Source organism: Microvirga sp. VF16 (assembly GCF_016864375.1).
In the GTDB taxonomy this organism is placed as follows: domain Bacteria; phylum Pseudomonadota; class Alphaproteobacteria; order Rhizobiales; family Beijerinckiaceae; genus Microvirga.
The window spans coordinates 4,310,629-4,337,009 of the sequence record NZ_CP069354.1 but is presented as its reverse complement, the minus strand read 5'-3'; the positions used below and the strand labels follow the sequence as shown (position 1 = coordinate 4,337,009).

The 26,381-nt window shown below is 61.9% G+C and carries 26 protein-coding genes and 1 riboswitch; of the genes, 16 read left to right on the top strand and 10 right to left on the bottom strand.

Annotation, left to right across the window (positions count from 1 at the left end; translation table 11 throughout):
* Positions 1-71: 71 nt before the first annotated feature.
* Positions 72-1,172, bottom strand: a complete 1,101-nt coding sequence (gene ampC / locus JO965_RS20310) for a class C beta-lactamase (RefSeq protein ID WP_371826892.1) — start codon at positions 1,170-1,172, stop codon at positions 72-74.
* Positions 1,173-1,538: 366 nt separating this feature from the next.
* Here ampC and JO965_RS20305 point away from each other — a divergent pair, with 366 nt between their 5' ends.
* Complete coding sequence (locus JO965_RS20305; RefSeq protein ID WP_203440808.1) at positions 1,539-1,835, top strand: hypothetical protein; 297 nt, start codon at positions 1,539-1,541, stop codon at positions 1,833-1,835.
* Between the two features lie 62 nt (positions 1,836-1,897).
* Here JO965_RS20305 and JO965_RS20300 read toward each other — a convergent pair whose 3' ends face one another.
* From JO965_RS20300 to JO965_RS20290, 3 genes are read right to left on the bottom strand one after another with little or no spacing between them, the layout of a single operon-like run.
* Positions 1,898-2,668: an ABC transporter ATP-binding protein gene (locus tag JO965_RS20300; protein WP_203440807.1), complete on the bottom strand. Its 771-nt coding sequence runs from the start codon at positions 2,666-2,668 to the stop codon at positions 1,898-1,900.
* Positions 2,662-3,702, bottom strand: a complete 1,041-nt coding sequence (locus tag JO965_RS20295; protein WP_371826891.1) for a FecCD family ABC transporter permease — start codon at positions 3,700-3,702, stop codon at positions 2,662-2,664. Before JO965_RS20295 ends, JO965_RS20300 begins: the two co-directional genes overlap by 7 nt.
* A 28-nt stretch (positions 3,703-3,730) precedes the next feature.
* Entirely contained in the window at positions 3,731-4,834 is a 1,104-nt protein-coding gene (locus tag JO965_RS20290) for an ABC transporter substrate-binding protein (RefSeq protein WP_246776911.1), read from the bottom strand.
* A gap of 242 nt (positions 4,835-5,076) precedes the next feature.
* Here JO965_RS20290 and JO965_RS20285 point away from each other — a divergent pair, with 242 nt between their 5' ends.
* Both JO965_RS20285 and JO965_RS20280 read left to right on the top strand, forming a co-directional pair.
* Complete coding sequence (locus JO965_RS20285; RefSeq protein ID WP_203440804.1) at positions 5,077-5,859, top strand: class I SAM-dependent methyltransferase; 783 nt, start codon at positions 5,077-5,079, stop codon at positions 5,857-5,859.
* Positions 5,860-5,933: 74 nt separating this feature from the next.
* The gene (locus JO965_RS20280; protein WP_203440803.1) at positions 5,934-6,617 is read left to right on the top strand and encodes a hypothetical protein; all 684 of its coding nucleotides are present in this window, start codon (positions 5,934-5,936) and stop codon (positions 6,615-6,617) included.
* A gap of 287 nt (positions 6,618-6,904) precedes the next feature.
* On the opposite strand, the gene JO965_RS20275 is transcribed toward JO965_RS20280, so the two are convergent.
* A complete protein-coding gene (locus JO965_RS20275) occupies positions 6,905-7,912 on the bottom strand; it encodes a threo-3-hydroxy-L-aspartate ammonia-lyase (RefSeq protein ID WP_203440802.1) in 1,008 nt (335 codons plus the stop codon).
* 229 nt (positions 7,913-8,141) lie between these two features.
* On the opposite strand from JO965_RS20275, the gene JO965_RS20270 reads away from it, so the two are divergent.
* Complete coding sequence (locus JO965_RS20270) at positions 8,142-9,125, top strand: hemerythrin domain-containing protein (protein WP_203440801.1); 984 nt, start codon at positions 8,142-8,144, stop codon at positions 9,123-9,125.
* Between the two features lie 209 nt (positions 9,126-9,334).
* Here the strand turns inward: JO965_RS20270 and JO965_RS20265 are convergent, their stop codons facing one another.
* Genes JO965_RS20265 through JO965_RS20255 form a run of 3 tightly spaced genes read right to left on the bottom strand, consistent with a single transcriptional unit; the run spans position 9,335 to position 11,858 of the window.
* Positions 9,335-10,108, bottom strand: coding sequence for an ABC transporter permease (locus JO965_RS20265; RefSeq protein ID WP_203440800.1), 774 nt, complete (start codon positions 10,106-10,108; stop codon positions 9,335-9,337).
* Positions 10,105-10,911 carry an ABC transporter ATP-binding protein gene (locus JO965_RS20260; RefSeq protein ID WP_203440799.1) on the bottom strand — a complete coding sequence of 269 codons (807 nt, stop codon included), beginning with the start codon at positions 10,909-10,911 and terminating at the stop codon, positions 10,105-10,107. Before JO965_RS20260 ends, JO965_RS20265 begins: the two co-directional genes overlap by 4 nt.
* A complete protein-coding gene (locus JO965_RS20255; protein ID WP_246776633.1) occupies positions 10,911-11,858 on the bottom strand; it encodes an ABC transporter substrate-binding protein in 948 nt (315 codons plus the stop codon). Before JO965_RS20255 ends, JO965_RS20260 begins: the two co-directional genes overlap by 1 nt.
* Positions 11,859-12,236: 378 nt before the next feature.
* On the opposite strand from JO965_RS20255, the gene minD reads away from it, so the two are divergent.
* The 10 genes from minD to pepT all read left to right on the top strand — a co-directional run bounded on the left by minD (position 12,237) and on the right by pepT (position 22,559).
* Positions 12,237-13,046, top strand: a complete 810-nt coding sequence (gene minD, locus JO965_RS20250; RefSeq protein ID WP_203440797.1) for a septum site-determining protein MinD — start codon at positions 12,237-12,239, stop codon at positions 13,044-13,046.
* Positions 13,043-13,321: a cell division topological specificity factor MinE gene (gene minE, locus JO965_RS20245; protein ID WP_203440796.1), complete on the top strand. Its 279-nt coding sequence runs from the start codon at positions 13,043-13,045 to the stop codon at positions 13,319-13,321. The genes minD and minE overlap by 4 nt, the downstream gene beginning before the upstream one ends.
* Before the next feature lie 170 nt (positions 13,322-13,491).
* A complete protein-coding gene (locus JO965_RS20240) occupies positions 13,492-14,427 on the top strand; it encodes a DUF5996 family protein (RefSeq protein ID WP_203440795.1) in 936 nt (311 codons plus the stop codon).
* Between the two features lie 186 nt (positions 14,428-14,613).
* Entirely contained in the window at positions 14,614-15,345 is a 732-nt protein-coding gene (locus tag JO965_RS20235; RefSeq protein ID WP_203440794.1) for a helix-hairpin-helix domain-containing protein, read from the top strand.
* Between the two features lie 69 nt (positions 15,346-15,414).
* A riboswitch (TPP riboswitch) is annotated at positions 15,415-15,526 on the top strand.
* Positions 15,517-16,125, top strand: a complete 609-nt coding sequence (locus JO965_RS20230; protein WP_203444282.1) for a YkoF family thiamine/hydroxymethylpyrimidine-binding protein — start codon at positions 15,517-15,519, stop codon at positions 16,123-16,125. Its footprint overlaps the riboswitch before it by 10 nt.
* A gap of 37 nt (positions 16,126-16,162) precedes the next feature.
* Positions 16,163-16,747, top strand: a complete 585-nt coding sequence (locus tag JO965_RS20225; protein WP_203440793.1) for an ECF transporter S component — start codon at positions 16,163-16,165, stop codon at positions 16,745-16,747.
* Positions 16,719-18,416 carry an ABC transporter ATP-binding protein gene (locus tag JO965_RS20220; RefSeq protein WP_203440792.1) on the top strand — a complete coding sequence of 566 codons (1,698 nt, stop codon included), beginning with the start codon at positions 16,719-16,721 and terminating at the stop codon, positions 18,414-18,416. Before JO965_RS20225 ends, JO965_RS20220 begins: the two co-directional genes overlap by 29 nt.
* Entirely contained in the window at positions 18,413-19,153 is a 741-nt protein-coding gene (locus JO965_RS20215; RefSeq protein WP_203440791.1) for an energy-coupling factor transporter transmembrane protein EcfT, read from the top strand. The genes JO965_RS20220 and JO965_RS20215 overlap by 4 nt, the downstream gene beginning before the upstream one ends.
* A 215-nt stretch (positions 19,154-19,368) precedes the next feature.
* Positions 19,369-21,180 (top strand): calcium-binding protein, encoded by a 1,812-nt coding sequence (locus JO965_RS20210; protein ID WP_203440790.1) that lies wholly within the window; start codon positions 19,369-19,371, stop codon positions 21,178-21,180.
* A 143-nt stretch (positions 21,181-21,323) separates the two neighbouring features.
* Positions 21,324-22,559 (top strand): peptidase T, encoded by a 1,236-nt coding sequence (pepT, locus tag JO965_RS20205; RefSeq protein ID WP_203440789.1) that lies wholly within the window; start codon positions 21,324-21,326, stop codon positions 22,557-22,559.
* A gap of 110 nt (positions 22,560-22,669) precedes the next feature.
* Here the strand turns inward: pepT and JO965_RS20200 are convergent, their stop codons facing one another.
* Positions 22,670-23,824 carry a glycosyltransferase gene (locus tag JO965_RS20200; RefSeq protein ID WP_203444281.1) on the bottom strand — a complete coding sequence of 385 codons (1,155 nt, stop codon included), beginning with the start codon at positions 23,822-23,824 and terminating at the stop codon, positions 22,670-22,672.
* A gap of 198 nt (positions 23,825-24,022) precedes the next feature.
* On the bottom strand, positions 24,023-24,919 hold the full coding sequence (locus JO965_RS20195) for a CAP domain-containing protein (protein ID WP_203440788.1): 897 nt from the start codon (positions 24,917-24,919) through the stop codon (positions 24,023-24,025).
* A 294-nt stretch (positions 24,920-25,213) separates the two neighbouring features.
* Here JO965_RS20195 and JO965_RS20190 point away from each other — a divergent pair, with 294 nt between their 5' ends.
* Together JO965_RS20190 and JO965_RS20185 are read left to right on the top strand one after the other, a co-directional pair.
* Positions 25,214-25,753, top strand: coding sequence for a hypothetical protein (locus JO965_RS20190; RefSeq protein ID WP_203440787.1), 540 nt, complete (start codon positions 25,214-25,216; stop codon positions 25,751-25,753).
* 147 nt (positions 25,754-25,900) lie between these two features.
* On the top strand, positions 25,901-26,293 hold the full coding sequence (locus JO965_RS20185) for a hypothetical protein (RefSeq protein WP_246776631.1): 393 nt from the start codon (positions 25,901-25,903) through the stop codon (positions 26,291-26,293).
* Positions 26,294-26,381: the final 88 nt, after the last annotated feature.

The following is a 26,381-nucleotide window of genomic DNA, read 5'->3' as shown; positions in this document are numbered from 1 at the left end:
CGCAGCCATGAACAAAGGCTTTCGTCCCGGCCACTGATCATCGCGTCAATGCACGAACCTTTGCGACCGGCTCATTCCGTCAGACGCGAAAGCACCTGGTGCGCCGCCTTTACCCGCGCCTCGTTGGGATAGCCCTTGTTCGCCAGCATGACGATGCCGATTTTCTTCTCGGGAATGAAGGCGACATAGGCTCCGAAGCCGCTGGTCGATCCGGTCTTGTTGATGATCACGTCTCGCCGCGGCGCCATGGGCGGATCGATCACGGTTGCCGGATGCACTTTCTGGTTCATCGTGTTGCCAGCGATGATCTGAGGCAGCGCGACCGGATAGGGATATTGCTCCCAGATGAGGCCCTGGATCAGTTCTCCTGAGCGGAAATATCCGATATGCGTCGCGTCGACGGCGCGGGCAATCTTCGTCGGCATGGAGCCGATGCCCATATTCACCTCGAGAAAGCGGATCATGTCGACGGCGTTCGACTTCACGCCATAGGCTTCATTCGCGAGCAGGGCTTGAGAGACGCGGATGGACTTGCCGTCGCGGTTGTAACCCCAGGCATATGACTTCATCTCTGCTGCTGGAATGTCGATATAGGTTCGCCGCAAGCCGAGTTCGTGAAACAGGCGCTCCGCCAGAGTTTCGAAGCTTACGCCCATCGCTCCTGCCGTGACGATGCCAAGAAGACCGATGCTCGGGTTGGCATAGCTGCGATAGGTGCCAGGAGCGTGTTGGGGCTTCCACGCGCGATAATAGGCGATGAGCTGCTTTTGGTCCTTCACGTTCCCGGGCAATTGGAGCGGGAAGCCGCCAGTGGTATGCGTCGCGAGATCGCGCAGCCGCACCTTGTCGAGAGCGCTTCCTTTCAACTCGGGCATGTGTCGGCTGACAGCATCGTTCAGCGACAGCTTGCCTTCGGTCTCGGCATAGGTCGCCAAAGTCGCGGTAAAGGTCTTGCTGATCGACCCCAGCTCGAAGAGCGTATCGCGCGTGACCGGAACCTGTGGATTCTTCGACGCCACGCCATATTCGATGAAATGACGTTGTCCGTCGATTGTCACGGCGACTGCCAGTCCGGGAATTCCATATTGGTCGATCACCGGCTTCATCGCTTCATCGACAGCCTGCCGCACCTTTGCGGCCTGGTCGGAACCTGCGGCGGATGCATGGGACATGCCGAAGGTGAAAGCGAGAAGAGCGGCTGCAAGCCTGTGATGAAGTCGCGACAGCAAAAACATCTCCTTATCGGTTCAGGGACAGCCGATGATGGCAGTGGCCTCGCGAAACTAGGTTATGCCCAGGGTATGGCATCAAGGGATGAAGAGATGCTTACATTTGCACGGGCGCGACAGTGAGGTCGATTGAGTGTTGCGATAGGCCCAGTTGTGAGTACATGCATCCAGTGGTGTAGTGGCCAATGAAGGCGCCCGTTGGACTTGGAGTTCAACTCTTTCAACAAAGACCTGCCCATCCCGCCACAAAGTCTTTACTTTGCGACCAACATCTTGAGACTTCTATCGAAACCCTCCTGGAGCCTGACCATGCGCTATGTGACAATCGCTTCGCTTCTGATCCTCGGCTCAACGACCCAAGCCGTGGGCCAAACTGGTCCTGCGCCGTCGAATGACGCCGTGGTCGCGAGCCGAACTGAGATGCGCGAACTGATCGAGGCAATGCAGGCGACGGCAAAAGCATCCCGCGAGAATGTCGATTATGCCCGCGTCGTCCCGGACCTGCTTTATCAGATCCTGACGAAGCTCGATAAGATCGAGGACAAGCTCGACAAGGTCGAAACGACCCTCAAAGCGACCCAGGCCTCCGCATCCAAGAAGCGATAGACCGTCTCTGCATCATTCCACTAGGGGCGCAGTCTGACTGGCTGCTCCTGCCCCTTGCACGCTCACGCCCGCCCGAGCGGCCCATCGATGATCACGTGGGGGCACAGGCGCGAGCATTGCTCGATCCGGCCTTCCACCTTGTAGATGTTCTGGAGCAGGGTAGGGGTGATGACCGTCTCCACTGGGCCGCAGGTCACCATGGTGCCGGCGTCGATCACCATCACCCGGTCGGCCACGCGCAGAACCTGGTTGAGGTCGTGGATGGCGAGGATGACGCAGATTCCGCGATTCTTTGCGAGGGAGCGGATCAGGGCCAGCACCTCGACCTGCCGGTGCAGGTCGAGCGCGCTTGTCGGCTCGTCGAGCAGCAGGATTTTGGGATCGCGCACCAGCACCTGGGCGAGCGAGACCAGTTGCCGTTGTCCGCCGCTGAGTTCGTGCAGGCCCTTGAAGGCGATGGGCTCGATCTGCAGGCTGTGGAGGGCGCGATCGACCTCTTCGAGATCTTCGTCGGTGACCTTGCGTGCCGTGCCCTGCTTGCGGGCGAGCAGAATCGACTCGTAGACGGTCAGCACCGTATTTACGGAAGTGTCCTGCGGCATGTAGCAGACATGGCTCGGGCCGGGCCGAAGCGCCGCGTCGTCGATGCGGATGTTGCCAGGGCCGTCGAGCAGGCCGGCGATGCGCCGGAACAGGCTCGACTTGCCGGCAGCGTTCGGCCCGATGACTGCGGTGACCTCGCCGCCCTTCAGCACCGGCGTGGTGACGCCGGAGAGAACCTCCTGCTTGCCATAGCGAACGCCGACATCGGTGAGTTGCAGGGTCGCTACCATGAGCGCCTCCGGCTGGACATGATCAGGCTGAACAGGAAAGGCACACCGACCAGCGCCGTGATGATGCCGATGGGAAAGATCGTTCCCGGCACGATGGATTTGCTGACGACCGATGTGAGCGACAGGGTCGCAGCACCCGACAGAACGGAGGCCGGCAGGAAATAGCGCTGATCCTCGCCTACCAGCATGCGCGCGATATGCGGACCGACCAGGCCGATAAAGCCAATGGTGCCCACAAAAGCGACAGGCACAGCGGCAAGCAGGCTGATGATCATCATTGTCTCGAGCCGCAGCCAGCGCACGTTGATGCCAAAGCTCGCCGCCTTGTCCTCGCCGAGGCGAAGGGCGGTGAGCGCCCAGGCGCGACGGATGAAAAGGGGAAGGGAAACAGCAAGCACGATCATGGTGATCGCAAGCTTCGGCCATGTGGCGCGGGTCAGGCTGCCCATGGTCCAGAACACCACGGCAGCGAGCGCCTGCTCGGAGGCGAGATACTGTACCAGCGCAAGGAGTGCGTTGAAGGTGAAGACGAGGGTGATGCCGAGGAGCACGATGGTCTCGACGGTGACGCCGCGCTTCTGGCTCATGAAATGGATGAAGAGGGCGGCCGCCAGGGCCATGAGCAGGGCATTGATCGACACGATGTAATCGATGGCCCACGGAAGAAAGCCGACGCCGAAGACGAGGGCGACCGATGCGCCGAAGCTCGCTGCCGCCGAGATGCCGAGCGTGAAGGGGCTGGCGAGCGGATTGTTGAGGATAGTCTGCATCTGCGCGCCCGCTGCGGAGAGCGCAGCACCCACCACGACCGCCATGAGCGCCACGGGCATGCGGATGTCCCAGATCACCACGCTGATCTGCAGCGAGACATCGGGCGAACCCATCAGCGCCAGCACGACTTCGCGCATGGAGTAGCGGGCCGGCCCCAATCCGAGATCCGCGATCACGGAGAGGACCAGAACGAGACTCAGCGCAAGAAGCACGAGCTTCTTGCGCTGGACGAGGACGCGGTAAGCTCCGCGTCCCTTAGGCATGGCGATGGCGGGCGAGTGGGCCAAGGACCTATTCCTTGTCGGTGAGGGAGACCCAGTAGCCGGTCTTGTACGGAACCGGCAGGAAGCGATCATAGAGTGTCTTCATGGTCTGCTCAGGGTCCACGTCCTTGAACAGATCCGGGTGCAGCCACTTGGCCATCTCCTGGATGGCGACGAACTGGTAGGGGCTGTTGTAGAACTGGTGCCAGATCGCGTGGACCTTGTTGTCCTTCACGGCCTTCACACCAGTGTAGGCGGGACGCTTCATCAGCGCGGCGAGCTTCTCTCGCGCCTTCGCCTTGTCCGCGCCGGAGCCGACGCCGACCCAGGCGCCGCCGGGAACATAGAGTTCCCAGTTCGAGCCCGTGACGATCACCTGATCCGGATTGGACGCTATGATCTGCTCGGGATTCACGACACCGAAGGTGCCGGGAATGATCTTGGCGGCGAGGTTCTGGCCACCTGCGACTTCCACAAACTTGCCGAAATTCTCATTGCCGAAGGACATGCAGCAATCGTCGGAATAACCGCCTGCACGCTCCACCATCACCACCGGCTTCGCCGGGTTGGCCTTGGCGAGGCGTTCGGTCACGAGATCAATCTGCTGCTTGCGGAAGGCGATGAACTCCTCTGCGCGCGCCTCCTTGCCGAACAGCTTGCCGATCAGGCGCATGCTCGCATCGGTGTTCTCGAATGGCTTCTCGCGGAAATCCACGAACACGACCGGGATGTTGATCTTGGCGAGCTTCTCGATGAGCTTGGCGTCGTCGGTCGCCGTCTTCGCTTCGATGTTGAGGAGAATCACGTCGGGCTTGAGCGAGACGGCCTGCTCGACGTCGAAGGTGCCCTCCTTGAAACCGCCGAAGGTCGGGATCTTGTCGATCTGCGGATACTTGGCGAGATAATCCTTGTAGCCGTCGAGATCGGCCTTCTGCAGATCGTCGCGCCAGCCGACCACGCGCTTGAAGGGCTGATCCGTGTCGAGGGTGGCGACAAAATACATCTGCCGCCCCTCTCCGAGGATTACTTTCTCAACAGGCGCTTTCACCTCGACTTGGCGACCAGTAATGTCGGTCACCGTGATCTTGTCGGCCGCATGGGAGGGAACGGGCAGGAGCCCGACGAGCGCCATTGCGGCGCCGAAAGCCAGTTTGGAGAGTTGCATAACGCGCCTCGCATCTAGGGAAAGCGTGCCTTCCCTATGTCTCCAATAGTTGCCACGCAAGGAATATCTTTTAGAATTACTATAATGAGGATCAGTATTGGCATAGTTTATAATAATTCTATTCTATAGTTTATAAGAATTATAATTTGACGGCTCGCCGATTTGTGCCTAGAGCAACGCCGAAAATCACCTGCATTCACGGTCCTTCGATGAACTCGAACTACACTCTCCGGGATGAGATCCGCGACTACTGGTCTTTGCGTGCGCCGACCTTCGACGAGCAGGTCGGGCACGAGATATTCACGGAGGCGGAGCGGCAGGCGTGGCGGGATCTTTTTCTGCGCCATCTCGGGACGGGTGAGGGCCGCAGAGCGCTCGACCTCGCCAGCGGCACGGGTGTCATTTCCCATCTGCTGCACGGTCTCGGCTTCGACGTCACGGGAATCGACTGGTCGGAGGCGATGCTGAACCAGGCGCGAACCAAGGCGGCCAAGCGCGGTGCCGATATCCGCTTCGTCATGGGTGATGCGGAGCGCACCCTGGAAAAGCCGGATAGCTACGACGTGCTCGTCACGCGCCATCTGGTGTGGACGCTGGTCGATCCGAAGGCGGCCTTCCGCGAATGGCATTCGTTGCTCAAGCCGGGCGGGCGGCTTCTCATCGTCGATGGCGACTTCGTATCGGACACGCTGGTCAAGCGCATGATCCGGTTCGTCGAGAAGCTGGTGCCGGGCCTCGCCGGAAATCCACATGCGCCCAATGCCATGCGCGAAACCCATGAGCGGATCCTGAGTCGTGTCTACTTTTCCAAGGGAGCGCGGGCGCAGGAGGTGGCGGGGCTGCTGCGCGAAGCAGGCTTTGCGCAAATCGTCATCGACCGTGACCTCAAACCAATCCATCGTGCGCAGGCGAAGAACCTGCCGCTGCTCAAGGGGCTCGAGCGTGCAACGCAACACCGCTACGCGGTTCTGGCGGTAAAAGCCTCCACCTGAAAAGCCATGGTCTCGCGGGCCGGATCGTGCTCTCCTGATGCTCCCGCTATGAAGAGCGCATCGGGAGAAGGCATATGGAACAGGGCCTGATCAAGCTTTTCGTCATCTATGCTGCGCTGACAGGCGGGATTGCGTTCGGCGCGCGTGCGCAGCAGAGCCCCGATGGTGATGTCGCCACGCCGGAAGGCCTGCCGGCCATCGGTAAATGGATGCTGACCGCGAAAGGAGTGCCCTCCGACTGGCTCGGCGAGATCTATGAGGGCAAGAACCTGCGCGAGCCGATCAACGTCATCATCATCGATCAGGGTGCCTCATCCGCCGATGACGCGAAGACGAGGCTGCTGACCGCCGCCGCCCGTGCCGGATACCCCATCCGATTCGGTCATTCGACAGGTTACCAGGGCTCGATAGCCGGGCGGCTTTATCCGCAGCTGCCGCAGGGCAGGGATGATGCCTTCTCGAACGATCTCTTCGAGGTCAGCAACAATCACGGCCGCATCTTCGGCCCACATGAATTCGAGCAGGGCTATCTCTTCACCGCAGCCTTCAGCCGCGAGGAGATCGATCCGTTCCGCGATCCGCCACATAGCTATGGTTCGTTCAACAGGGCACGGGACGACTTCACGCAGCGTCTCGATCGGCATACCGACTACGAGGTGAGCCGCTTCGTCGATCTCGGCAACGCGCTGATCGGCAATCCCAAGCTCACGACCGGCGATCACGATGGGATTGCCGTCGTCGTGCGTGTCGGGCCTTGATGTGCAATGTTCCAACGCGAGCATCCAACATCCTCCCCGTCATCACCGGCCCTGTACCGGTGATCTCGATGGGGCGAGGCGCGGCGTTTCACATGATCGGGATGGCCGGGGCTGATCCCCGGATCAAGTCCGCGGACTGCCATGACGTGGAGGGTGTCATCCCCGGCGAGCCGCAGGCGAGGGAAGGGGATCTACGCACACGTTGAGCGCCATGGATTCCCTTCCCTTCCGATGGCTGCGCCATTTCCGGCCGGGAATGACATCGATGCAGAAGCTCACAAGGAAGGCTAACCCGCCAGGAATCCCGCGAGCGCCCTTGGATCCACGTTGCCGCCGCTGATGATGATGCCGACGCGTTTGCCCTTGCAGGGCACGACGCCGTGGACAGCGGCTGCAGCCGCGAGGCAACCGGTGGGCTCGACCACGATCTTCATGCGCTCGACGAAGAAACGCATAGCGTCCACCAATTGCGCATCCGACACAGTGAGGATGTCGTCCACGAGGGCGCGCATGATGGGAAAGGTCTTGTTGCCCACATAGGTCGTCTGCGCGCCGTCGGCGATGGTGGCGGGCACGGGAATCTTGACGATGGAGCCCGTGCGGAAGGATTGCTGCGCATCGTTGCCGGCCTCCGGCTCGACGCCGTATATCCGGCAATCGGGTGCGAGCGCCTTGGAGGCGAGGGCCGAACCGGCGAGCAATCCGCCGCCGCCGACGCAGACGAGCAGCATGTCGAGCGGGCCGACCTCCTCGATCAGCTCTTTCGTCGCAGTGCCCTGGCCGGCGATTACGTCTTCGTGGTCGTAGGGCGGGATGAGCGTCAGGCCGCGTTCCTGCGAAAGCTTGCGCCCGATGGCCTCGCGATCTTCCTTGTAGCGGTCGTAGAGCACCACCTCGCCGCCATAGCCCTTGGTGGCGGCGACCTTCATGGCCGGCGCGTCCTGGGGCATGATGATGACGGTCGGCACCTTCTGCAACTGCCCGGCATAGGCGATGGCTTGGGCATGGTTGCCAGAGGAGAACGCGACAACCCCGCGCTCCCTCGCGTCGGGAGACAGCCGTGCGATGGCGTTGTACGCGCCGCGGAACTTGAACGCGCCGCCACGCTGGAAATTCTCAGCCTTGAAGAACAGCCTGCCGCCGGTGCGCTCATCGGCGGTGCGGGACGTGAGAACCGGTGTTCGATGGGCCACCCCGTTGATGCGCCACGCCGCTGTGACGACGTCGTCATAGGTCGGCAGGTTCACCGAGGCCGGGGCCACGGGCTCGAAGTTTTGCGGGGTCTGCACGTTCATCGGTCACTCACGCTCTTTTTCGAAGCTTCGGGTAACCCTCGCACCCCCAACCGCGCAAGGCACTGCTTCATTTTTGTCCATACCAAGTGTGCACAATCCTTGTCACCTTTGGGGCTTTTTTTAGAGCCGGGAGGTCTTTTGGATTAGGTTGGGCCAAAGACCATCGCCAACGGAACAGCCCATCCGCTCCGGCCGTTCATGCATATCAAGGCATGACAGGAGGCCTCCGATGGAATTGTGGCAGATGGTGGTAGCGGATCACGCGAATATCGAAGAGCTCTGCCGCGAGGTTTTGCGCGCTACGGGCAGCGGACCGAACAGCCGTGCCGAACTCTTCACCGACCTCCAGGACGAACTGGAGCGCCATATTGCAGCGCAGCAGAACGTGCTCTATCCGGCCCTGTCCGGGCACGAACGCACGGCGGCCTATCTGGCCGATCTTCAGGGCAAGCAGGATGAGATCCTGCGCGAGCTCGATCGGCTCGCCGCCCGCCCCGACAAGAACAGCGCCGATTGGGCGGCGGATTTCAAGGATCTCACCGGCTCGATCCGGCATGCCTTCACGCTCGAGGAAAACGGCGTGATGATCGTCGCCCGCAGCGCTTTCTCGCCGGAAGAGCTCAAACATTTGTGGCGCCGCTACGAGCGCGAGCGCATTGCGTCCTATGAGGCGGAGCGCTGGCATATGCCGCAAGCCATGATGCCGAGCCGCTATGGCTTGCCCACGGGGACTGTGTTTGGTGTTCTCGCAGGCCTCGCTGCCATCGGGGCCGGCGCACTCCTGTGGAACGCAACCCGCTCTCACCGCCCGCGCCCGCGGCAGACCCGGCCGATGCGCGGGGAGCCCTGGTATCCCGAACCGCGTCCCTTGTCCGAGAGGGGCAGGTTCGAAAGCGACCCGGATCGATTCCGCCGTAGCGCGATGAGACGGTCATCCCCCGAGGCTCGGACATACCGGACGGGTGGCCAACAGGAATCGACCTCGGGCGATGATGCGCTGCTTCACGGTGCCGGCGCGATGCCTCCAGCGGCGGGCGGGAGCCCTTCGGACGACACCTGGTTCTCCTCGGTCCATCCGCCACGCGCGCCATCCGGGATCTCGACCCCACTGCAGCCGGGTGGAACGATTCCCGCGGGCAGCACCGCATCCTCGGGCGCCCCTCAGACAGGCGGTGTCGATTCATCAGGATCGCCGAAACAGGACGCGCGGTAAGAAACGAATGGCCGGGTCAAGCCCGGACATAACGGCACAGGTTGTCATCCTCAGGCCAAGCGTAGCGGGGGAAGGGGATCCACTCACGGGCTCGGTCGCTATGGATTCCCTTCCCCTTCGCTGCGCTCCGGCCGGGAATGACAGCGTTTGCCCAGCTATATCTTGGAGGAAGAGAGACTCCATCTGCTCTCGGTTCTTCTTCGGCCGAGCTATGCTTCCTTTACATTCGTTCCCCAGCGCCGATGCAGGAAGCGTTCCCAGGGGGAGAACAGCAGGCGATCCACCAGAAGCCCGATCACCACGATCACGATCATGATGCCGATCACCTGCTCCATGGCGTTCAGTTCGCGCCCGTAATGCAGCAGGTGGCCGAGGCCGAAGCCGGTGAGGATCGTCACGTAGATCTCCGCCGCCATCAGCGAACGCCAGGCGAAGGCCCAGCCTTGCTTCATGCCGCTGACGAGGAAGGGAAGCGAAGCGGGGAGGATCACCCGTGTCCATTTATGGAAGCCCTCCGACCCCATGGTGCGCGCCGCGCGGGCATAGATCGGCGGAATGTTGCGTGCGCCGTGATCGGTGGCGATGATCACGGACCATACGGTGCCCATGATGACGACGAAGAGCATCGCACCTTCTGTCTGCCCGAACCAGACAAGGGCGAGCGGCACCCAGCACACGCTCGGCAAGGTCTGGAAGCCGAGAGCCAACGCTCCGATGGTGTCCTCGAAAACCTGTGACGTGCTGGTCAGAAGCCCCAGCGGCAGGCCGATGAGGACGCCGGCGGCATAGCCGACGAGCAGGCGCTTGAGCGTCACCCACGTCGACTCTGCGAGAGTGCCGTCGAGCAGCGCACCCCAGATGTATTCGCCGACGAAGATGGGTGAGGGAAGAAGAACGATGGACCAGCGGCCGCTGCGCACGGCGAGCTCCCATAGGCCGATGAGCACGGCGAAGAAGAGGAGGGCGACCGCCGTGCGTTTCATTCGGAGACCGCTCCTTTCAAGGTGCCTTTGAGAGCGGCAGCAATCGTCGACGTGTAGCCGGCAAGGTCGGGACTGTTGATGTCGCGCGGATGCGGCAGATCGATCTCGAACACTTGCGAGATGCGGCCCGGCGACGGCGACATGAGCACGACACGGTTTCCGAGGCAAACTGCCTCGCGCACGTTATGCGTGACGAACACGATGGTTTTGCGGCTCTCCATCCAGATGCGCTGGATGTCGTCGTAGAGCTGGTCGCGGGTGAGCGCATCGAGCGCGGCGAAGGGCTCGTCCATGAGCAGCACCTGCGGATCGGGCGCGAGCGCGCGGGCCAATGCAACGCGCTGCTTCATGCCGCCCGAGAGTTCATGCACATGCGCGCGCTTGAATTTCTCGAGGCCGACCAGATGCAGGAAATGATTGGCGATGTCCTTGCGCTCCGCATGAGTCAGATCCGGCCGCAATTTCAGCCCGAACATCACATTGCCGAACGCATCGAGCCAGGGAAACAGGGCTGATTCCTGGAACATCACGAGACGCTGCCGGCCAGGGCCTTCCACGAGCTTTCCGTCAGCAAGCACGCGGCCTGAATCCGGCATGGTGAGCCCCGCCATGATATCGAGGAGGGTAGACTTGCCGCACCCGCTGGGCCCGATCAGGCACACAAATTCACCTTCCGTAACGGTGAGGGACACGTTGTCCAGCGCCTGCACGGTTGCACGCGATGACGTGAAGCGCTTCGAGACGTTCTCCACGAGGAGCTTGGCAGGCGCGGCCGTGATCGAATCCAGCAGAGACACCTCCATCAAGGTGCCTCGATCAGACGGGACAGATCGGGTGTGCCGCGTAAGAAACCGACCTGCTGCGCGCTGGTCACGAAGGATTGGAAGGCTTCCCGTGACGTATCTGGTGTAATCACCATACGGCTCCAGGCACGTGCGACGAGTTCCGGCGACATGTCGAAGCGGAAGGACGCCTGCAATTCCTCGCGGGCGAGACGCTGCGCTTCATCCGGGTTCTTCTGGATCCAGCCGGTGAGTTCGCGATGGGCGACGACGAAGCGCTTGGCGAGATCTCGGTTCCTGGCGAGAAAAGCCGAGCTTGAGACCAGGATCGTGGTGATGGCATCCTTCTCCTCCACCAGCACCTTGCCGCCGGCCTCGGATTCGAGCCGCGAAACCCAGGGCTCCACGGTCCAGACCGCATCGAGCTGCTTGCCCTGGAACAGGGAGAGCTGATCGGGATTGCTGGTGGGCAGAACCTGCGCATCGCCGCCGGTCTGCGTGATGCGCAGTCCGCCAGCCACCAGCCATGCCCGGGCCGCTACGTCCTGTGTGTTGCCGAATTGGGGAGTAGCGATGCGCTTGCCCTTGAAATCGGCGGGCTTCGATAGAGTGGAATCCCCTTGAACCACGAGCGCGGAGCCACCGTTCACGGCACCCGCGATGACACGGATCTCATCCCCCCGGGAGCGGGCATAGGCATTGAGCGCCGGGTTGGGGCCCACATAGGTCAGGTCCAGTGAGTTGGCGAAAATCGCCTCCATGGCGCTAGGGCCGGCATTATAGGCGTACCACTCGATCTTCACCCCAGGCCCGAGCCGCTCGCCGAACCAGCCGCGGCCCTGTCGCTCGAAGGCGCGGGCCACCAGGGCCTGCACATGGGTGATGTTGGGAAAATGCCCAACACGAACCGTCGTGGCTTGCTGTGCGCGAGTTGGCGCGTGCGCCACAACCAGCGATAACGCTGACAAGAGAAGAATCCGCCATCCGTGCCGCATCGGGAGCCCTCCAGTGACAACGAAACAAGGCTAGGGGCGCAGGTTCGAAGGTCAATGGAAGGGGCCGGTACCGGTTCCGAGAACTGTCCTTTCTCAATTCTGAGGAAATATTTCCTTGATGTGGCTCGCGACTGCTCAAAGCCTTGGTTTTCCGCCAAAAAACTTGCTTTCTCTGGGAAATCTTAACCGGGCGGTAACCATAAGAGGCGCCGAATAAGATGCATCACGTGGCGTAAGAAATCCGCGACAGCCTGATCCGCCTCCGCTCTCCGAACATGTTCTGCGGTCCTCCGGGGAACCTGCTGGTGATGCCGTCGCAGGAGCAGCTTTGTAGGGTGAGGAGAACCAAGGATGGCGAAAGTACTTGTCGTGACATCGGGCAAGGGCGGTGTCGGAAAGACGACCTCGACGGCGGCGCTGGGCGCGGCGCTGGCGCAGAGCGGTAAGAAAGTGGCCGTGGTCGATTTTGACGTCGGCCTGCGCAATCTCGATCTGATCATGGGCGCCGAGCGGCGCGTGGTGTTCGATCTCATCAACGTGGTCAAGGGCGATGCGAAGCTCGAGCAGGCGCTCATTCGCGACAAGCGTATCGAGACCCTTCATCTGCTTCCCGCATCCCAGACCCGCGACAAGGACAACCTCACCGAGGAAGGCGTCGAGCGCGTCATCAACGGCCTGCGCGAGAAGTTCGACTGGGTCATCTGCGACAGTCCAGCAGGTATCGAGCGCGGTGCGACGCTTGCCATGCGTCATGCGGATGTCGCTGTCGTCGTGACGAACCCGGAAGTCTCATCGATCCGGGATTCCGACCGCATCATCGGCCTGCTCGATTCCAAGACGGAAAAGGCGGAGAAGGGCGAGCAGGTGGAAAAGCATCTCCTGCTCACGCGCTACGATAATGCTCGCGCTCAACGCGGCGAGATCCTTAAGGTCGAGGATGTGCTCGAGATCCTCTCCATCCCGCTTCTCGCCATCATTCCCGAGAGCACGGAAGTGCTGCGCTCGTCGAATCTCGGTGCACCAGTGACGCTCGGCAGCCCGAATTCCGCACCGGCCCGGGCATATCTCGACGCCGTGCGCAAGCTACAGGGCGAGACCATCGTCGAGGTGCAGAAGCAGCGCGGTCTCTTCAGCAAACTCTTCTCCCGGAGGGCCGCATGAACCTCTTCAGCTTCTTCAAGCGCAACACATCCGCGCCTGTCGCCCGCGAGCGGCTTCAGGTTCTGCTCGCCCATGAGCGCACCATCGTGGGTGGTGGCGAATCCGATCTCGTGGCCATCCTGCGTGAGGAGATCATGGCGGTGATCGCCAAGCACATGTCGGTTCCGCAGGACAACGTGCAGATCAAGATGGATCGCGGCGCATCCGTATCGACGCTCGAGGTCGATATCGAGATTCCGACAGCCATCGCGGCTGGCATGCGTCCGGCGGCATGATCGCCAAAGCCATCTGGAGCGGTCGGCATTTCTCTTGAAATGCCGACCGCTCCAGTCACCTGCTGCATTGATGCGCCTATTGACTGATCATCGGCCTTAAGTCGCTCCAGTTGTCCGCTCCGAACGATGCTCTAGTTTTGCTGGAGTTCCGTTTCTCAGAGGAGCGCCTGATGGGTGACGCTTCCTGGCCTGAACTGCCTTATCCCGCTTGGCGGGATACGGCGGCCACGCTGCAGCTCTGGACGCAGATCGTCGGTAAGATCCGGCTGTCGCTCACGCCCTGGCTCAATCACGGCTGGCAGGTGCCGCTCTATGTCACCGCGCGGGGACTGAGCACCTCGACCATTCCCGCCGGCCACGAGATTCTGGAAATCCATTTCGACTTCATCTCCCATCTCCTGCGCGTGCGTACCAGTCGCGGGGACGAACGAGAGCTGCCACTGCAGCCGCAAAGCGTCGCGGATTTCTATTCACGACTTCTCGCCATCCTGAGCGACCTCGGCATCAAGGTCACCATCAACGAGATGCCGAACGAGCTGCCCGATCCCATCCGCTTTTCCGAGGATCGGGTTCACGCTGCTTACAATCGCGATGCCGCGCAGCGCTTCTGGCGAGCTCTCATGCAGGTGGACCGGGTGTTCAACCTCTTCCGCAGCGGCTTTCTGGGAAAATCTTCGCCGGTGCATTTCTTCTGGGGCAGCTTCGATCTCGCGGTGACGCGCTTTTCCGGGCGTCCCGCGCCTCTGCATCCCGGGGGCGTGCCCGGTTTGCCGGACGATGTCACCCGCGAGGCCTATTCGCACGAGGTCTCGAGCGCAGGCTTCTGGCCCGGCAGCGATGCCTTTCCCCAACCGGCCTTCTATTCCTACGCCTATCCGGAGGCGCCGGGCTTCCGCGACGCCAAAGTCACGCCCGGCGCATCCTTCGACACCACGCTCGGTGAGTTCATCCTGCCCTATGATACAGTACGCCAGGCGGATGATCCGGATGCAGTGCTGCTCGACTTTCTCGTCACGACCTACAACGCCGCAGCCGATGCGGGCAGCTGGGATCGCGCCGCGCTCGAATGCGCCATCGGCGCGCCTGCGCAGGTACGGGCGATCTGAAAGCAAACTTTCGAAAGGTGATGACGTTGCCCGCCCAGGCCCCGGCTGCGTGCAAAAAATCCACACCTATTCAAAATCGCGGTTGAAGCTGCTTTTCAGGTCCTGATTGCCACGCCTGCGCCACATCCCCCGTCTAGCCCTGACCGACATCACGGTTCCGTCGTCGATGAGATGTGCGAGGATCCCATGCAGGTTGGCGATTTGTCCCGAACCCAAACGCCCCGCGAACCGCACGACAACGCGGCCCTCCAGGCCATGCGCGTTCTGCTGGTGATCGGTCTCATGAGCGCCGGGCTGCTGGCCCTGTGGCGATTCCAGGACTTCGGCGCGACCACGGACGGCATGGTGGCCGTCGCCCCACCGCAGACGATCACCGTGGAGCCGAGACCCGCGCCCCCGCCCGATCGAACCGACCGCGTCCAAGTCGCCGATGCGGATCCATCCGCCCCGATTGCGCTGCCCAGGAACCGGCCGGCCGTTGCCCCTCCACTGGCGGCCGACGAGGAGGATTTTGACGAGACTCTGGTCGAACCCGCTATCGATCGCGCTTCAATCGAGATCTCTCGCGATCAGTCCCTGGCCGTCCTCAAACAATTCGAGGCCGCCGTCGGACAAACCTCCCACAACAGACCCTCCAAGCCGTCTCCTGCACCTCGCACCGACATGAACCTAACGGGGACCGTGACCCAGCAGGCGAGCTTGGCGCAACCCTCCGTTCCATCCCCAGCTCCGATCTCTGCCCTCGTCGATCTCAACAAAGGCTCTATCGAGCAGTTGAACACGCTCAGAGGTGCTGGCTCGCTCGGCCGCGCCATCATGAGAGGGCGTCCGTACAAATCCGTGGAAGATCTCGTGAAGAAGCGGGTGGTGCGCCGCACTGCTTATGAGAGGATCAAGGATCAGGTCACCGTTCAGTAGGAAACTTGACCTCGCGTGGCGACCGAGGGCGGCCGCTTGCCATGCTGTGAGAAAAGGTGCTAAGCAGGTCGCATCTGACAGGGGTGCTCCGTATTGCCGGGGCTGAGATGACGGCGCGAGGCCGTTGGACCCTCAAGCTGATCTGGGTAATGCCAGCGGAGCGAGGTGACGATGTTTTCCGGCGCACAGATTTCCCTCTACCCGATGACCGACGATTTCGTCGATGTCATCCTCGGCGCCATCGGGGCACTTGAGCCGTACCGTCCCAACTTCAGAATCGAGACCGACGATATCTCGACGCTGATCGTCGGTCCGCCCGAGCAACTCTTTCCGGCCACGCGCGATCTGTTTCTCGCGGCCTCGCACCGCGGCGTTCACTGCGTCCTGGCAGCTACCGTCTCGCGCGGTTGCCCAGGCGAGCCCGACGATCCGATCTGTACGCCGATTGAAGGCTCGAACCACGATCAGCCGCTCGAAGCACGCATCGCAGCGGCCGTGAGGCATGTGGAGTCTGCTCCCAAGGCCGGGCAGATCGTGGCCGCACAATTCTCGCTCTATCCGCTCGGCAGCGGACACCACATGGACGAGATCTATGGCTGCATCGAGTTTCTCAAGAAATCCGGTGTCTTCGATCGTTCGAAGAATTTCTGCACCAAGCTGCGCGGCGACGCAGGTCCGGTCTTCGCGACATTGAGCGAAGCCTTCCTGCGCTTCGGTGCACCGCAGGGCCATGTGGCGCTCGATCTCAAGGTCTCGGCGAACAGCCCGAGCAAAGCGTGATTTTTCGCAAGACTTTCGTCTCACAAAGGAGGTTGCCATGTCCCTGACTCGTGGCTGGACATTGAGGGAGACCCTCATCATCACCGTGATTGGCGCGGTCTTCGCCGTGCTCTATCTCGGCTGGGTGCAGGTTTGGCTGATCGCGCAAGCGGCCTTCGGCCCCCTGACGATGGATGTGGTGATGGGCTTCTGGTTCATCGCTTCGATGGTGGCTGCCGCCATCATCCGCAAGCCGGGCGCTGCCTTCGCGGCCGAAGTGCTGGCCGCCGCCGTGCAGGTGCTGCTGGGAAGTCCTGCCGGGTTGCTGCTCATCGTCAGCGGCATCGTCCAGGGTGCAGGCGCGGAAGCGGTCTTCGCGGCAACGCGCTGGCGCAATTATTCGCTGCCGGTGCTGATGGCCGCAGGCGTGGGTGCGGCGATCTTCTCCTTCATCTACACCTGGATCCGTTTCGATTATGGCGCGCTGCAGCCGACGCTGCTCATCACCATGTTCGTGCTGCGTACCTTAAGTGGCGCTTTGCTCGGCGGTTGGCTTGCGCACATCATCGTGCAGGCACTCTACAAGACGGGCGCTCTCGCGGGCCTTGCGATCGATGTCGAGAAGCGCTCCGCTGCCGCCTGAACCCGCTGCCGAGTGGCGAGGGGTCGAAGTCCTCTATCCCTTCGCCAAGCACCTTGCGGTCGGGCCTGTAGATCTATCGATCCGGCAGGGCGAGCGGGTTCTCCTGCTTGGCCCGTCGGGCTCCGGCAAGTCCACGCTGCTGCTGACGCTGACGGGACTCATTCCCGACAGCATTCCGGCGGAGGTGAGGGGACAGATCCGCCTCTTCGGTCAGGATATCGGTACGCAGAAGCCGTGGGGCTGGGCTGCACAAGTAGCACAGTACTTCCAGGATGCGGATCAGACGCTCTGCGGCATGCGGGTCGAGGACGAGATCGCCTTCGCGCTCGAGAACCGAGCCCTGCTGCCGGAGCGCATCGCGCAGGCGGTCACAGAGGCCATGCGAAAGGTCGGCGTGCCGGAGGAATGGCGCCAGCGTCGTTCCGCACAGCTCTCGGGCGGCGAGCGTCAGCTCGTGGCACTGGCGGCGACCCTCGTGCAGGGGGCACCGCTCTTCGTCGCCGATGAGCCGACCGCGCATCTGGCTCCTGAGGCTGCGTGTCGTCTGCATGCACTGCTGACGAGCGGGGAGGGCGGGCAGACCATCCTCATCGTCGATCACAGGCTCGACGGCCTGATCGAATCCATCGACCGCATGATTGTGCTCGGCCGCGACGGAACAATCATTGCCGAGGGCGAGCCGCGCGCAATCTTTCGCGACAAGCGCGCGCTGCTGCAATCGCACGGCATCTGGTGCCCCGCCGCAAGCGCGCTCGATGCGGAGCTGATGAGGGCAGGCATTGCAGCCCCGATTGCGCCTCTCTCCATCGAAGAGTCGCTTATGCATCTCGATCCTGTGCGCGCTCCAAATGATCATCTCGATCAGGCCCGCCCGGCCGTCGAGGCCTTCGTCGCCTCTGCCATGCCGTCTATCGTCCTGCGCGACACGCCTACGCTCGTGCAACTGACTCAGGCCGATTGCGCGCCGTTCCTCGGCCCCACGGTGCTGCGCGGCATCGATCTTGCCATCCGCGAAGGCGAGATTTTGGGTGTGCTGGGCCGGAACGGTGCCGGCAAGTCGACGCTGGGCCTTTGCCTCGCTGGCCTCTTGCCGCTGAAGGCTGGCAAGCGCCAAGGCCCGTCGGGCGGCTATGCGTTCCAGCGTTCCGAGAATCAGTTTACCGCCGGAACCGTGCGCGAGGAATTACTTACCGCGTTGCCGACGCGCATGAGCACGGAGGAGAAGGCGGCACGCGCTGACGCTGCACTCGAATCCTGGGGCCTTGTGCATCTGGCCAAGAACCATCCGTTCGAGCTGTCGCAGGGCCAGAAGCGCAAGCTCGCGCTGGCCTCGCTCACCCTGTCGGATCGTTGGCCACTCCTCGTGCTCGACGAGCCGATGGCTGGGCTCGATGCGCATGGTGCAGCGCTTCTCACGCAGGAGATCTTGGCGCTACACGAGAAGGGGCGCACCATTGCGCTGATCACGCACGACATGGATCTCGCGTTAAAACTCTGCCCGCGCTCCATCGTGGTCGGAGAGGGCGGCATCCTGGCGGAAGGTCCCACGGAGAAGCTGACGCACGATGCAGCGCTTCTTGCCCGCGCTGGGCTCACCGAGCCTGCATCGCTTGCGGCCATGCGCTGGCTGAAAGCCGTTGCGCCACGGATGGAGGCCGTCGAGATATGATGAAGGCGCTCAATCCGCTGTCGAAACTTGTGGTCTGCTGTATCTGGCTCATCGCCGCCGTGCTCGTCTTCGATCCGCGGTTCCAGCTTGCTGCGATCCTGACGCCAGCGCTCGTGCTCGTCGTCTTCAATCGCACCTCGCCTTTGGTACTGCTCGCCCTTATGGTGCCCTTCGCCCTGTTTGGCTTCGGCTTTCTCACCACCAGCCTGCTGTTTCGCCAGGAGAGCGACTTCGCGCTGCGCATGGCGAACGAGTCCGTTCTTTCGTCGCCCGAGTTCTCGGCCGGCGTTACCCTGTTCCTACGTGCGCTCGCCTGCGGTATGATCTCCGTATTCTTCGCGCTCACCACCGATCCCGGCCTCTTCGTGCGTGCGCTCATGCAGCACGCCGGATTGCCGCCGCGCATCGGTTATTCGCTGTTTGCAGCCATGCAGCTCGTGCCCGATCTGGCCGGCGAGGCGCAGCAGATGCGGCTTGCTCGCGCCATGAAATCCGGGCGCCGCCTGCGCCGCATCCCGAGCCCGTTCGAGCTCATCGGCCTCGTGATCCCGCTCCTCGCCTTCGCTATCCGCCGCGCTGGCCGCGCGGCGATTGCCATGGAGGCGAGGGGTCTCAGTCCCGATGCACCGCGCACGATCATGAACGCGCCTGCGTTTCATGGGCGCGACGGGGTTTTTGTCGTCGCCGCGTTAGCGGTGTTAGGACTATGCGGTGCTGGGACGGTCATCGGCATCTGAGCAGCCATGCCCGCAGACGTATATTGAACAGAAATCTAGTTCAGGTTTCGAAGTAAATTCAAAGATTATGATGATGGATCGTTCGTTGTTATTGTCGGTCATGACAGCATTTTCATGCATCTGACAACGGTACTGTTATGACCTCGCGATCGACGGCAATTTCCTCTCTCGATAGTCAGGCCGCTGCGGCTAATCGGCTTCAGAGCAAGATCATCATGGATGCGCCTTTCGGCGACCACAACCCGGATGGCGACAATCTGCTCTCCGGCGGCGCGGGTGCCGACCGACTCACGAGTGGCGCAGGAGACGATTGGCTCATCGGCCGAGATGGAAACGACCGACTTGATGCCGGCATGGGTAATGATGGCCTCGATGGAGGTGCAGGCAACGACTGGCTCTACGGTGGTGACGGGGACGACATCCTCGTAGGCGGGGACGGCGATGACATTCTGTCGCCTGGTGCCGGAAGCAACGTCATCTTGGGCGGATACGGAAATGACAGGATCGATCTGCAGGGACAGAACATCATCGTCGGCGGCGATGGTGCCGATCGATATAGCCTGAATGATTTTGTCGAGGCAGTGACTACTCCAGATGTCATCCGTGACTTCGAAGTCGGCTACGGCGGAGATATTCTCGATCTCGCCTCTGCCATCGAGCGCGTGGATCCGCGCAACAACACCGAGTATCCTTGGCTCTTAGACCCCGTCCAACCCTTCACCAGCGGTCTGGTCCGCGTCGTTGCATCCGGCAATGATACTCTTGTGCAGGTCAATCTCGAGTGGATCGGCAAGGGGCTGGGATATGCTACAATCGTGTGGCTGGAGAACCTCGCGCCGGAGCAACTGAGCGCGTACAACTTCAATCCCCCATATCATCCGCTCGGTCAGGTCTCGAGCGCCATCGGCACGGATGAAAGCGACATGCTGACCGGATCACTCGGTGATGACGTGCTCTCGGGCCTTGGCGGACATGACAGCATCCAGGGCAGCGACGGTACGGATCGGATCGATGGTGGCGAGGGCAACGACACGCTGTTCGGGGGTCTTGGCGTCGACACCATCCTGGGCGGTGCTGGCGACGATGAAATCCACGGTGACCCTTTCTTCTGGGGCGGCGATCACTGGTCTCCGGCGCCGAAGCCGGGCGGCGCGGACTCCATCGACGGCGGTGACGGCAACGACACGTTCTACGAGTGGCGAGGTGGATCGAACACGATCGACGGCGGAGCGGGAGACGACGTCTTCCATTATGTTTCGAGCCAAGCGGATTGGGGCGGCTACGAATTCTACCCTGACCAGTCCCTCGATCGCCTGACAGGTGGTGAAGGCCGCGATACCTATCTGATCGGGTATCCGCAAAACTCGCCTGCCGATGTAGTCACCGACTTCGCGACCGGTTCCGGAGGCGACATCCTGGACGTCTCGGGCTTGCTTTCCGGGCTGCCGGGCTACATCGGGGGCACCAGTCCGTTCGTCACCGGGCATCTCGTCCTGGAGCAGTCCGGCACGGACACGGTGCTCAAGGCGCTGATCGCGCCCTACTACGGCGCGGAGGCAAGCCTGCAGCTCATCCTCACCTTGGAGAACACCCGCGTCGACGACCTCGCGCCGAACAACTTCGTGCCGCCTTACGATCCGACCGGTAACCATGGCGCCGTCACAGGAGCGACGGGGGCGGATAGTCTCGATGGGACAATGGACCCCGAGTTCGTCGAAGGTCTCGACGGTGACGGCATCCTCCGTGGTCACGACGGGAACGATCTGATCGAGGGCGGTGACGGCAACAATCGTCTGGAGGGTGGGGCAGGGGGCGACGTGATCGACCTCTCGAACGTGACGCGATACCTGCCGGACTATGTGAATGGCAGCGATCCATTCGAGGCGGGCCTCCTGCGCCTGACCGAGAGCGATGGCGACACGATGCTCCAGGCCAAGGTCTCGACAGCGGGATTTTCGACGGTCCTCGTGATGGCGGATATCTCGCTGGATCCCTTCTCGCCCGAGAATTTCGATTGGATGCCGTGAGGGACCGCAAGGCCGGTTCAAGGGATGCGGCCATGGCGGTGAGGGATCCGGGCGCTTGAAAGGAAGAATTTGTCAGCGGCCCATTCACGAGACGGCTTTACCCCGCTACAAGATTGCTCCCTTTCGCGATTGGATCATACCTCATGGCCGCCAGCGTTACCGACCGTTTCCTCCGCTACGTCGTCATCGACACCCAGTCCGACGCCAAGTCCCAGAGCCAGCCTTCCACCGAGAAGCAGAAGAACCTCGGGCGCCTGCTGGTCGAGGAGCTTCTCGAGATCGGCATTTCCGATGCGCATCTCGACGAGCACGGGTATGTCTACGCGACCATTCCGTCGAACACGCCGAAGAACAACGTCCCGGTCATCTGCATCTGCGCCCATATGGATACGGCGCCGGATTTCTCCGGCACGAACGTCAAGCCGCAGATCGTCAAAAACTATCAGGGCGGCGATATCAGGCTGCCGGGCGACACCAATCAGGTCATCCGGGTTTCCGACCATCCTGTGCTGAAGGACCTGATCGGCCACGACATCGTCACCTCGGACGGCACCACGTTGCTCGGCGCCGACGACAAGGCGGGCATTGCCGAGATCATGGCGGCCGCCGAGTTCCTGATCAACAACCCGGATATCAAGCACGGCACGATCCGCATCCTCTTCACCACCGACGAGGAGATCGGCCGCGGCGTCGACAAGGTCGATCTCAAAAAGCTTGGCGCCGATTTCGGCTATACATTGGACGGCGAGACGGCCGGCACGATCGAGGACGAGACGTTTTCGGCCGATGCGGTGGAGATCGCCATCAAGGGCGTCGCGATCCATCCGGGCTTCGCCTACGGCAAGATGGAAAACGCCATCCGGATCGCCGGCGACATCATCGCGCGCCTGCCGAGGGATAAGGCGCCCGAGACGACGAAGGGCCGCGACGGCTTCATCCATCCGACCGGCGTCACCGGCGTAATGGAAAAGGCGAACTGGAGCTTCATCATCCGCGACTTCACGGAAGAGGGGCTGAAGACCAAGGAAGCGCTTTTGGAAAACATCACCAAGGAGGTGATGAAGGCCTATCCGGGCTCCAGCTACACCTTCACGGTCAAGGAGCAATATCGCAACATGAAGGTCGTGCTCGATAAGAATCCCGAGATCGTCGAGAATGCCGTGGAAGCGGTCAGGCGCGCCGGCATGGAGCCCGTGCGCGGCAGCATCCGCGGCGGCACGGACGGTTCGCGCCTCTCCTTCATGGGGCTGCCGTGCCCCAACATCTTCGCCGGTGGCCATGCCTTCCATTCGCCGCTGGAATTCGTCAGCAGCCAGGACATGGAGAAGGCCGTGAAGACCGTCGTCGAGCTCGCCAAGGTCTGGGAGGAGCGCGCCTAAAGCGGCTCTTTGCCTATATCGGATGCATCTATCGGGTTGACCGCCGGTGATTCCATGCGCCGGCGGGACCGCCGTTCGTTGGTGAGAGCCAACTTCGACCAGGATTATACCTACTCCTGGAACGCCATCTCTCTTCTGACCTGGATGGTCATGGCATTTCCGCGCCACACCACGTTCTTGCCCACCCAGGCGTAAATCCAGATCGCGGGAATGAGACAATCCCGGACGAGGCAGACCAGAGGGTAGCGCCAGGACACGTGCCAGCCCTTGCTTCGTGCCAGCATGAACTCTCCACCATACCAGAGCGCAGCGACACCGATGAGAGTCGCGAGAAGGCTGAATTCATCGCCTCCTGCCGCATAGGCGCCGGCCAGCAGCGGGAGCACGCCGCTGATCAGGATCTCAGGTGCGAAAAACAGCGGGAATGTGACCCGCCGCAGCCTTGCCCAGCGAGCCTGGCGAATCCAGACCTGACGGGCTGTTCGGATTCCTAACGGTTGCTCGAAGGGGGTCGGCACCAGGTGAACCTGCAGACCCGCCTCACGAACGAGTTTTGTCGCAGCCGCGTCTTCCGCGATTTCGGCCGCAAGCATCCGGATGCCGCCTTGAGCCTCGAGAAAGCTGCGTCGCCAGAGCATGCTCTTGCCTTGAGCAAATCCAAGACCGAGACTCTCGCCGGCATATTGCCAGCGGGCTTGCAGGCTGTTCAGGAAGGCACACTCGACCTCGGCCCAGAAGCCTCTGGGTTGGGACCCGATGGGAGTCGAGCAGACAAGTCCGGTATCGGACTTCCACTTCATCAGCATCTGCTGGATGTAGTCCCGCGGCATGAGGACGTTGGAATCGGCGAGGATGACCCATTCCGACCGGGTCGCGTCCCATCCTTTGACGCAATTATTGAGCTTGGGATTGGGGCTGATCCTGTCATCGCCGACGAGAAGACGAGAGGCGATCCCAGGGTGATTGGCCATCAGCTTGCGAATGAGCGGCACGACCGGGTCATCTGAGCGCGCGACGCAGAAGATCAGCTCGTAGCGCGGATAATCCAGGACGAAGCCTGATGCCAATGTTTGCTCGATGCAGGGCTCCAGACCGCAGACGGGCCGGATGATGGTCACAGGCTCGACCGGTTCGTCGGGCGGAGCTTGCCTTGATGGAGCTCGGATCCGTAGCGCCGCGAGGATGATGCTGATCAGATTGATGAGGGTCAGGAGAAGGCACAAGAGCGCTGCTGCTTCGGTCACTAAGCCTCTCCTGTAGGGCATGCCGACGGGCATCGCTGGATCGGTGGAGTTAGACAGCCGTCGCGTTTGCATCCACCAGCATCGGCTGCACATAAAGATCTGTGCTGGATAGATAGACACCCCGACAGTTGTGTGACCGCTTTCTGTCAGTTTTGCTTCAACTCGATCCGCAAAGTACCGTCGGGAGCGGCCCCCGGATGAACCGGGGGCCAACTTTCGTTAGAGCACGAAGTCGGCGCTCGCGAAGGTGTGGTTGCCCAGCACCTTGATGGCGAAGTCGGCAGCTCCGTCCCCGTTCGCGTCGCCAGAAACATAGGTGTTTCCATCGGCGAGACGATAAGTGTGAAGTTCGCCCGCCACCTTGTGGAAGCGATCGGAGCCGATGAACTTGAACGCCTGGTTCCCGGACGAACGGGTGCTGGCGTCGATGCCCGACAGGTTGATCTTGTCGGTGCCATGGACAAAATCGCTGATCGTATCGCCGTTGGCTTCCGATGCCGTGTCGAACAGGAAGGTATCGCCGCCGGCTTTACCCCAGAGCACGTCCCGGCCGCCATTGCCGTTCAGGATGTCGTTGCCGTCCGTGCCATACAGCGTGTTGTTGTAGCTGTTGCCGACGATGGTCTGCCCGGTGGGTGTGGTCGGAACGGTTGGCGTCATGGTGCCGACATCGTTCGCCTCGGTCCGCTCCGCCGCATTCGGCGTGCCGAAGTTCTGCGTCACGAACACGACCTTGTAGCCGTTGATCGTGCCTTCCTTCAGCCCGATTCCGATCTCCTCGAACGAGCCGTTGACGATGTTGGCGTAATGGCCTGGCGAGTTCATCAGATTCGTGTGCAGCTGACGGACGGTCGCTTCCGTCATCGCGCCGCTCACATAGGCGATGTTCTCGCCCCAGCCCTGCCATCCATAGCCGGCCGACGTCATGCGGGCACCTGCGCTGGAGCCGTTCACGCCGGTGTGGGAGAACGTGTCGGTCTGGTCCATCCAGGCGCTGTGAGCGTCAGATGAATCCAGAAGTTCTCCGTCGAATGTCAGCGGCTTCACGCCGGCATTGGCGCGAGCTTCGTTGATGAGCTGCAAAAAGAGCGTTTCTAAATTGGTTGGTGTCGTCATTCTTGAAAATGCCCCTTGGACAAAGGTTTTAGGCTTACATTCCGTCGCAATGGATCGGTCTTGTTAGAGTTCGGAATGCGCGACCGCGCATGGCCCGCCAATGTGTTGACAATGTGATTTATGGGCTGCCGATGCCCCACGAGCCGCATCTCCGGCGGCGCGTTAAGATATTGCTAACCATAGGAGCGAGAACCGGGACTTGCCGCATGCGATGATGGGGATCCTGCGCTAGGGTGTGGGAGTTCCCAGGACAAGCCGTTCATTTCGCACGATACCGCGCGGACACGATTCATTATGCTGCGTTTCCTCATCCTCCTCACCCTTGTTGCCGTCTTTGTCCATTTGTATGGACCCGTGCTCTTCAGCCGGGCGCCGCTTCTGAGCAAGCTGAAACGCATCCCGATCCAAACCGGTGTCTTTGCCGTTCTGGCGCTCGCGACCGTCAACGGGTTCCGCGGCGATCCGCAGGTCTCCGAACCGCAGGTGCCCACGACGAAGCAAACGCCCGATGTCGACACGACGGCGGCCATTACCCCGCCCATCGTGCTGGAGCCTCTGCTGCCGAAGGATGCCGCAGCAGCTTGTGTCGAGAATGCCCTGAGCGAAGCCCGCGCGACGGAAGACGTGGTCGCCCAGACATGGCTGTCCTCCGTCGAAGGCTTTCTGGAGACGGCGCCCGGCGAAGTGACGGTTCAATTCGCCGTCGGCCCGCGAGCCGGTCCGCCCAAGGGCCCGCAATGCCGGTCCGAGGCACGCCTCACCTGCACCGTTGCCGGTCGGGACGTCAGACCCATCACGCCCGTTCACATGACAGGAGCGCAGATCGCCTGCTGAGCGGGACATCCGGGCCAATCTGGCCCCGATCCCAGGCAGCTGTCCCAAAATGTCTTGCAGATGTCCGAGACGATCAAGCAGACCGGCTTCAAAGGGTTACCCTGATAAACCACACTGCCGGCCACTTGTGTGCGAGGAGCATATGCCATGATCGAATCAAGTCGCCTCCGGATTGCCAGAATCGCCCCGATGGCGTGTCCTTTCTCCTTCCTGATGCTCATGACAATGACGGTTCTTGCGCCGACCCCGGTCAATGCCGGACCTTGCAGCGCCGAAATCGACAGCCTTCAGGCCGCCGTCGATGCGCGGATCGACACGACCGCCGGGGTTGGGCGAACGGGGCGTGAAAGCACCGCGGCCACAGCCCATCGTCAGCCGACTCCGGGCTCCATCGCCCGGGCTGAGGAAAATCTTGGCGAAGGGGTGTCCTATGAGCAGGTTCTCGCGGCTCTGACTCAGGCCCGTGCGGCGGATCAGGCCGGCGATGCGACCTCATGCGAACGGGCTCTCGGGGTGGCCCGCAGCGCGATGGAGCGCTAAGCATCGATCCCAAAAGCGACTTCCACTTTTGGGATCGAGCCGAATAGATTGAGACACGCCGTGCGATCCGGTGATCCTGACTCCTATG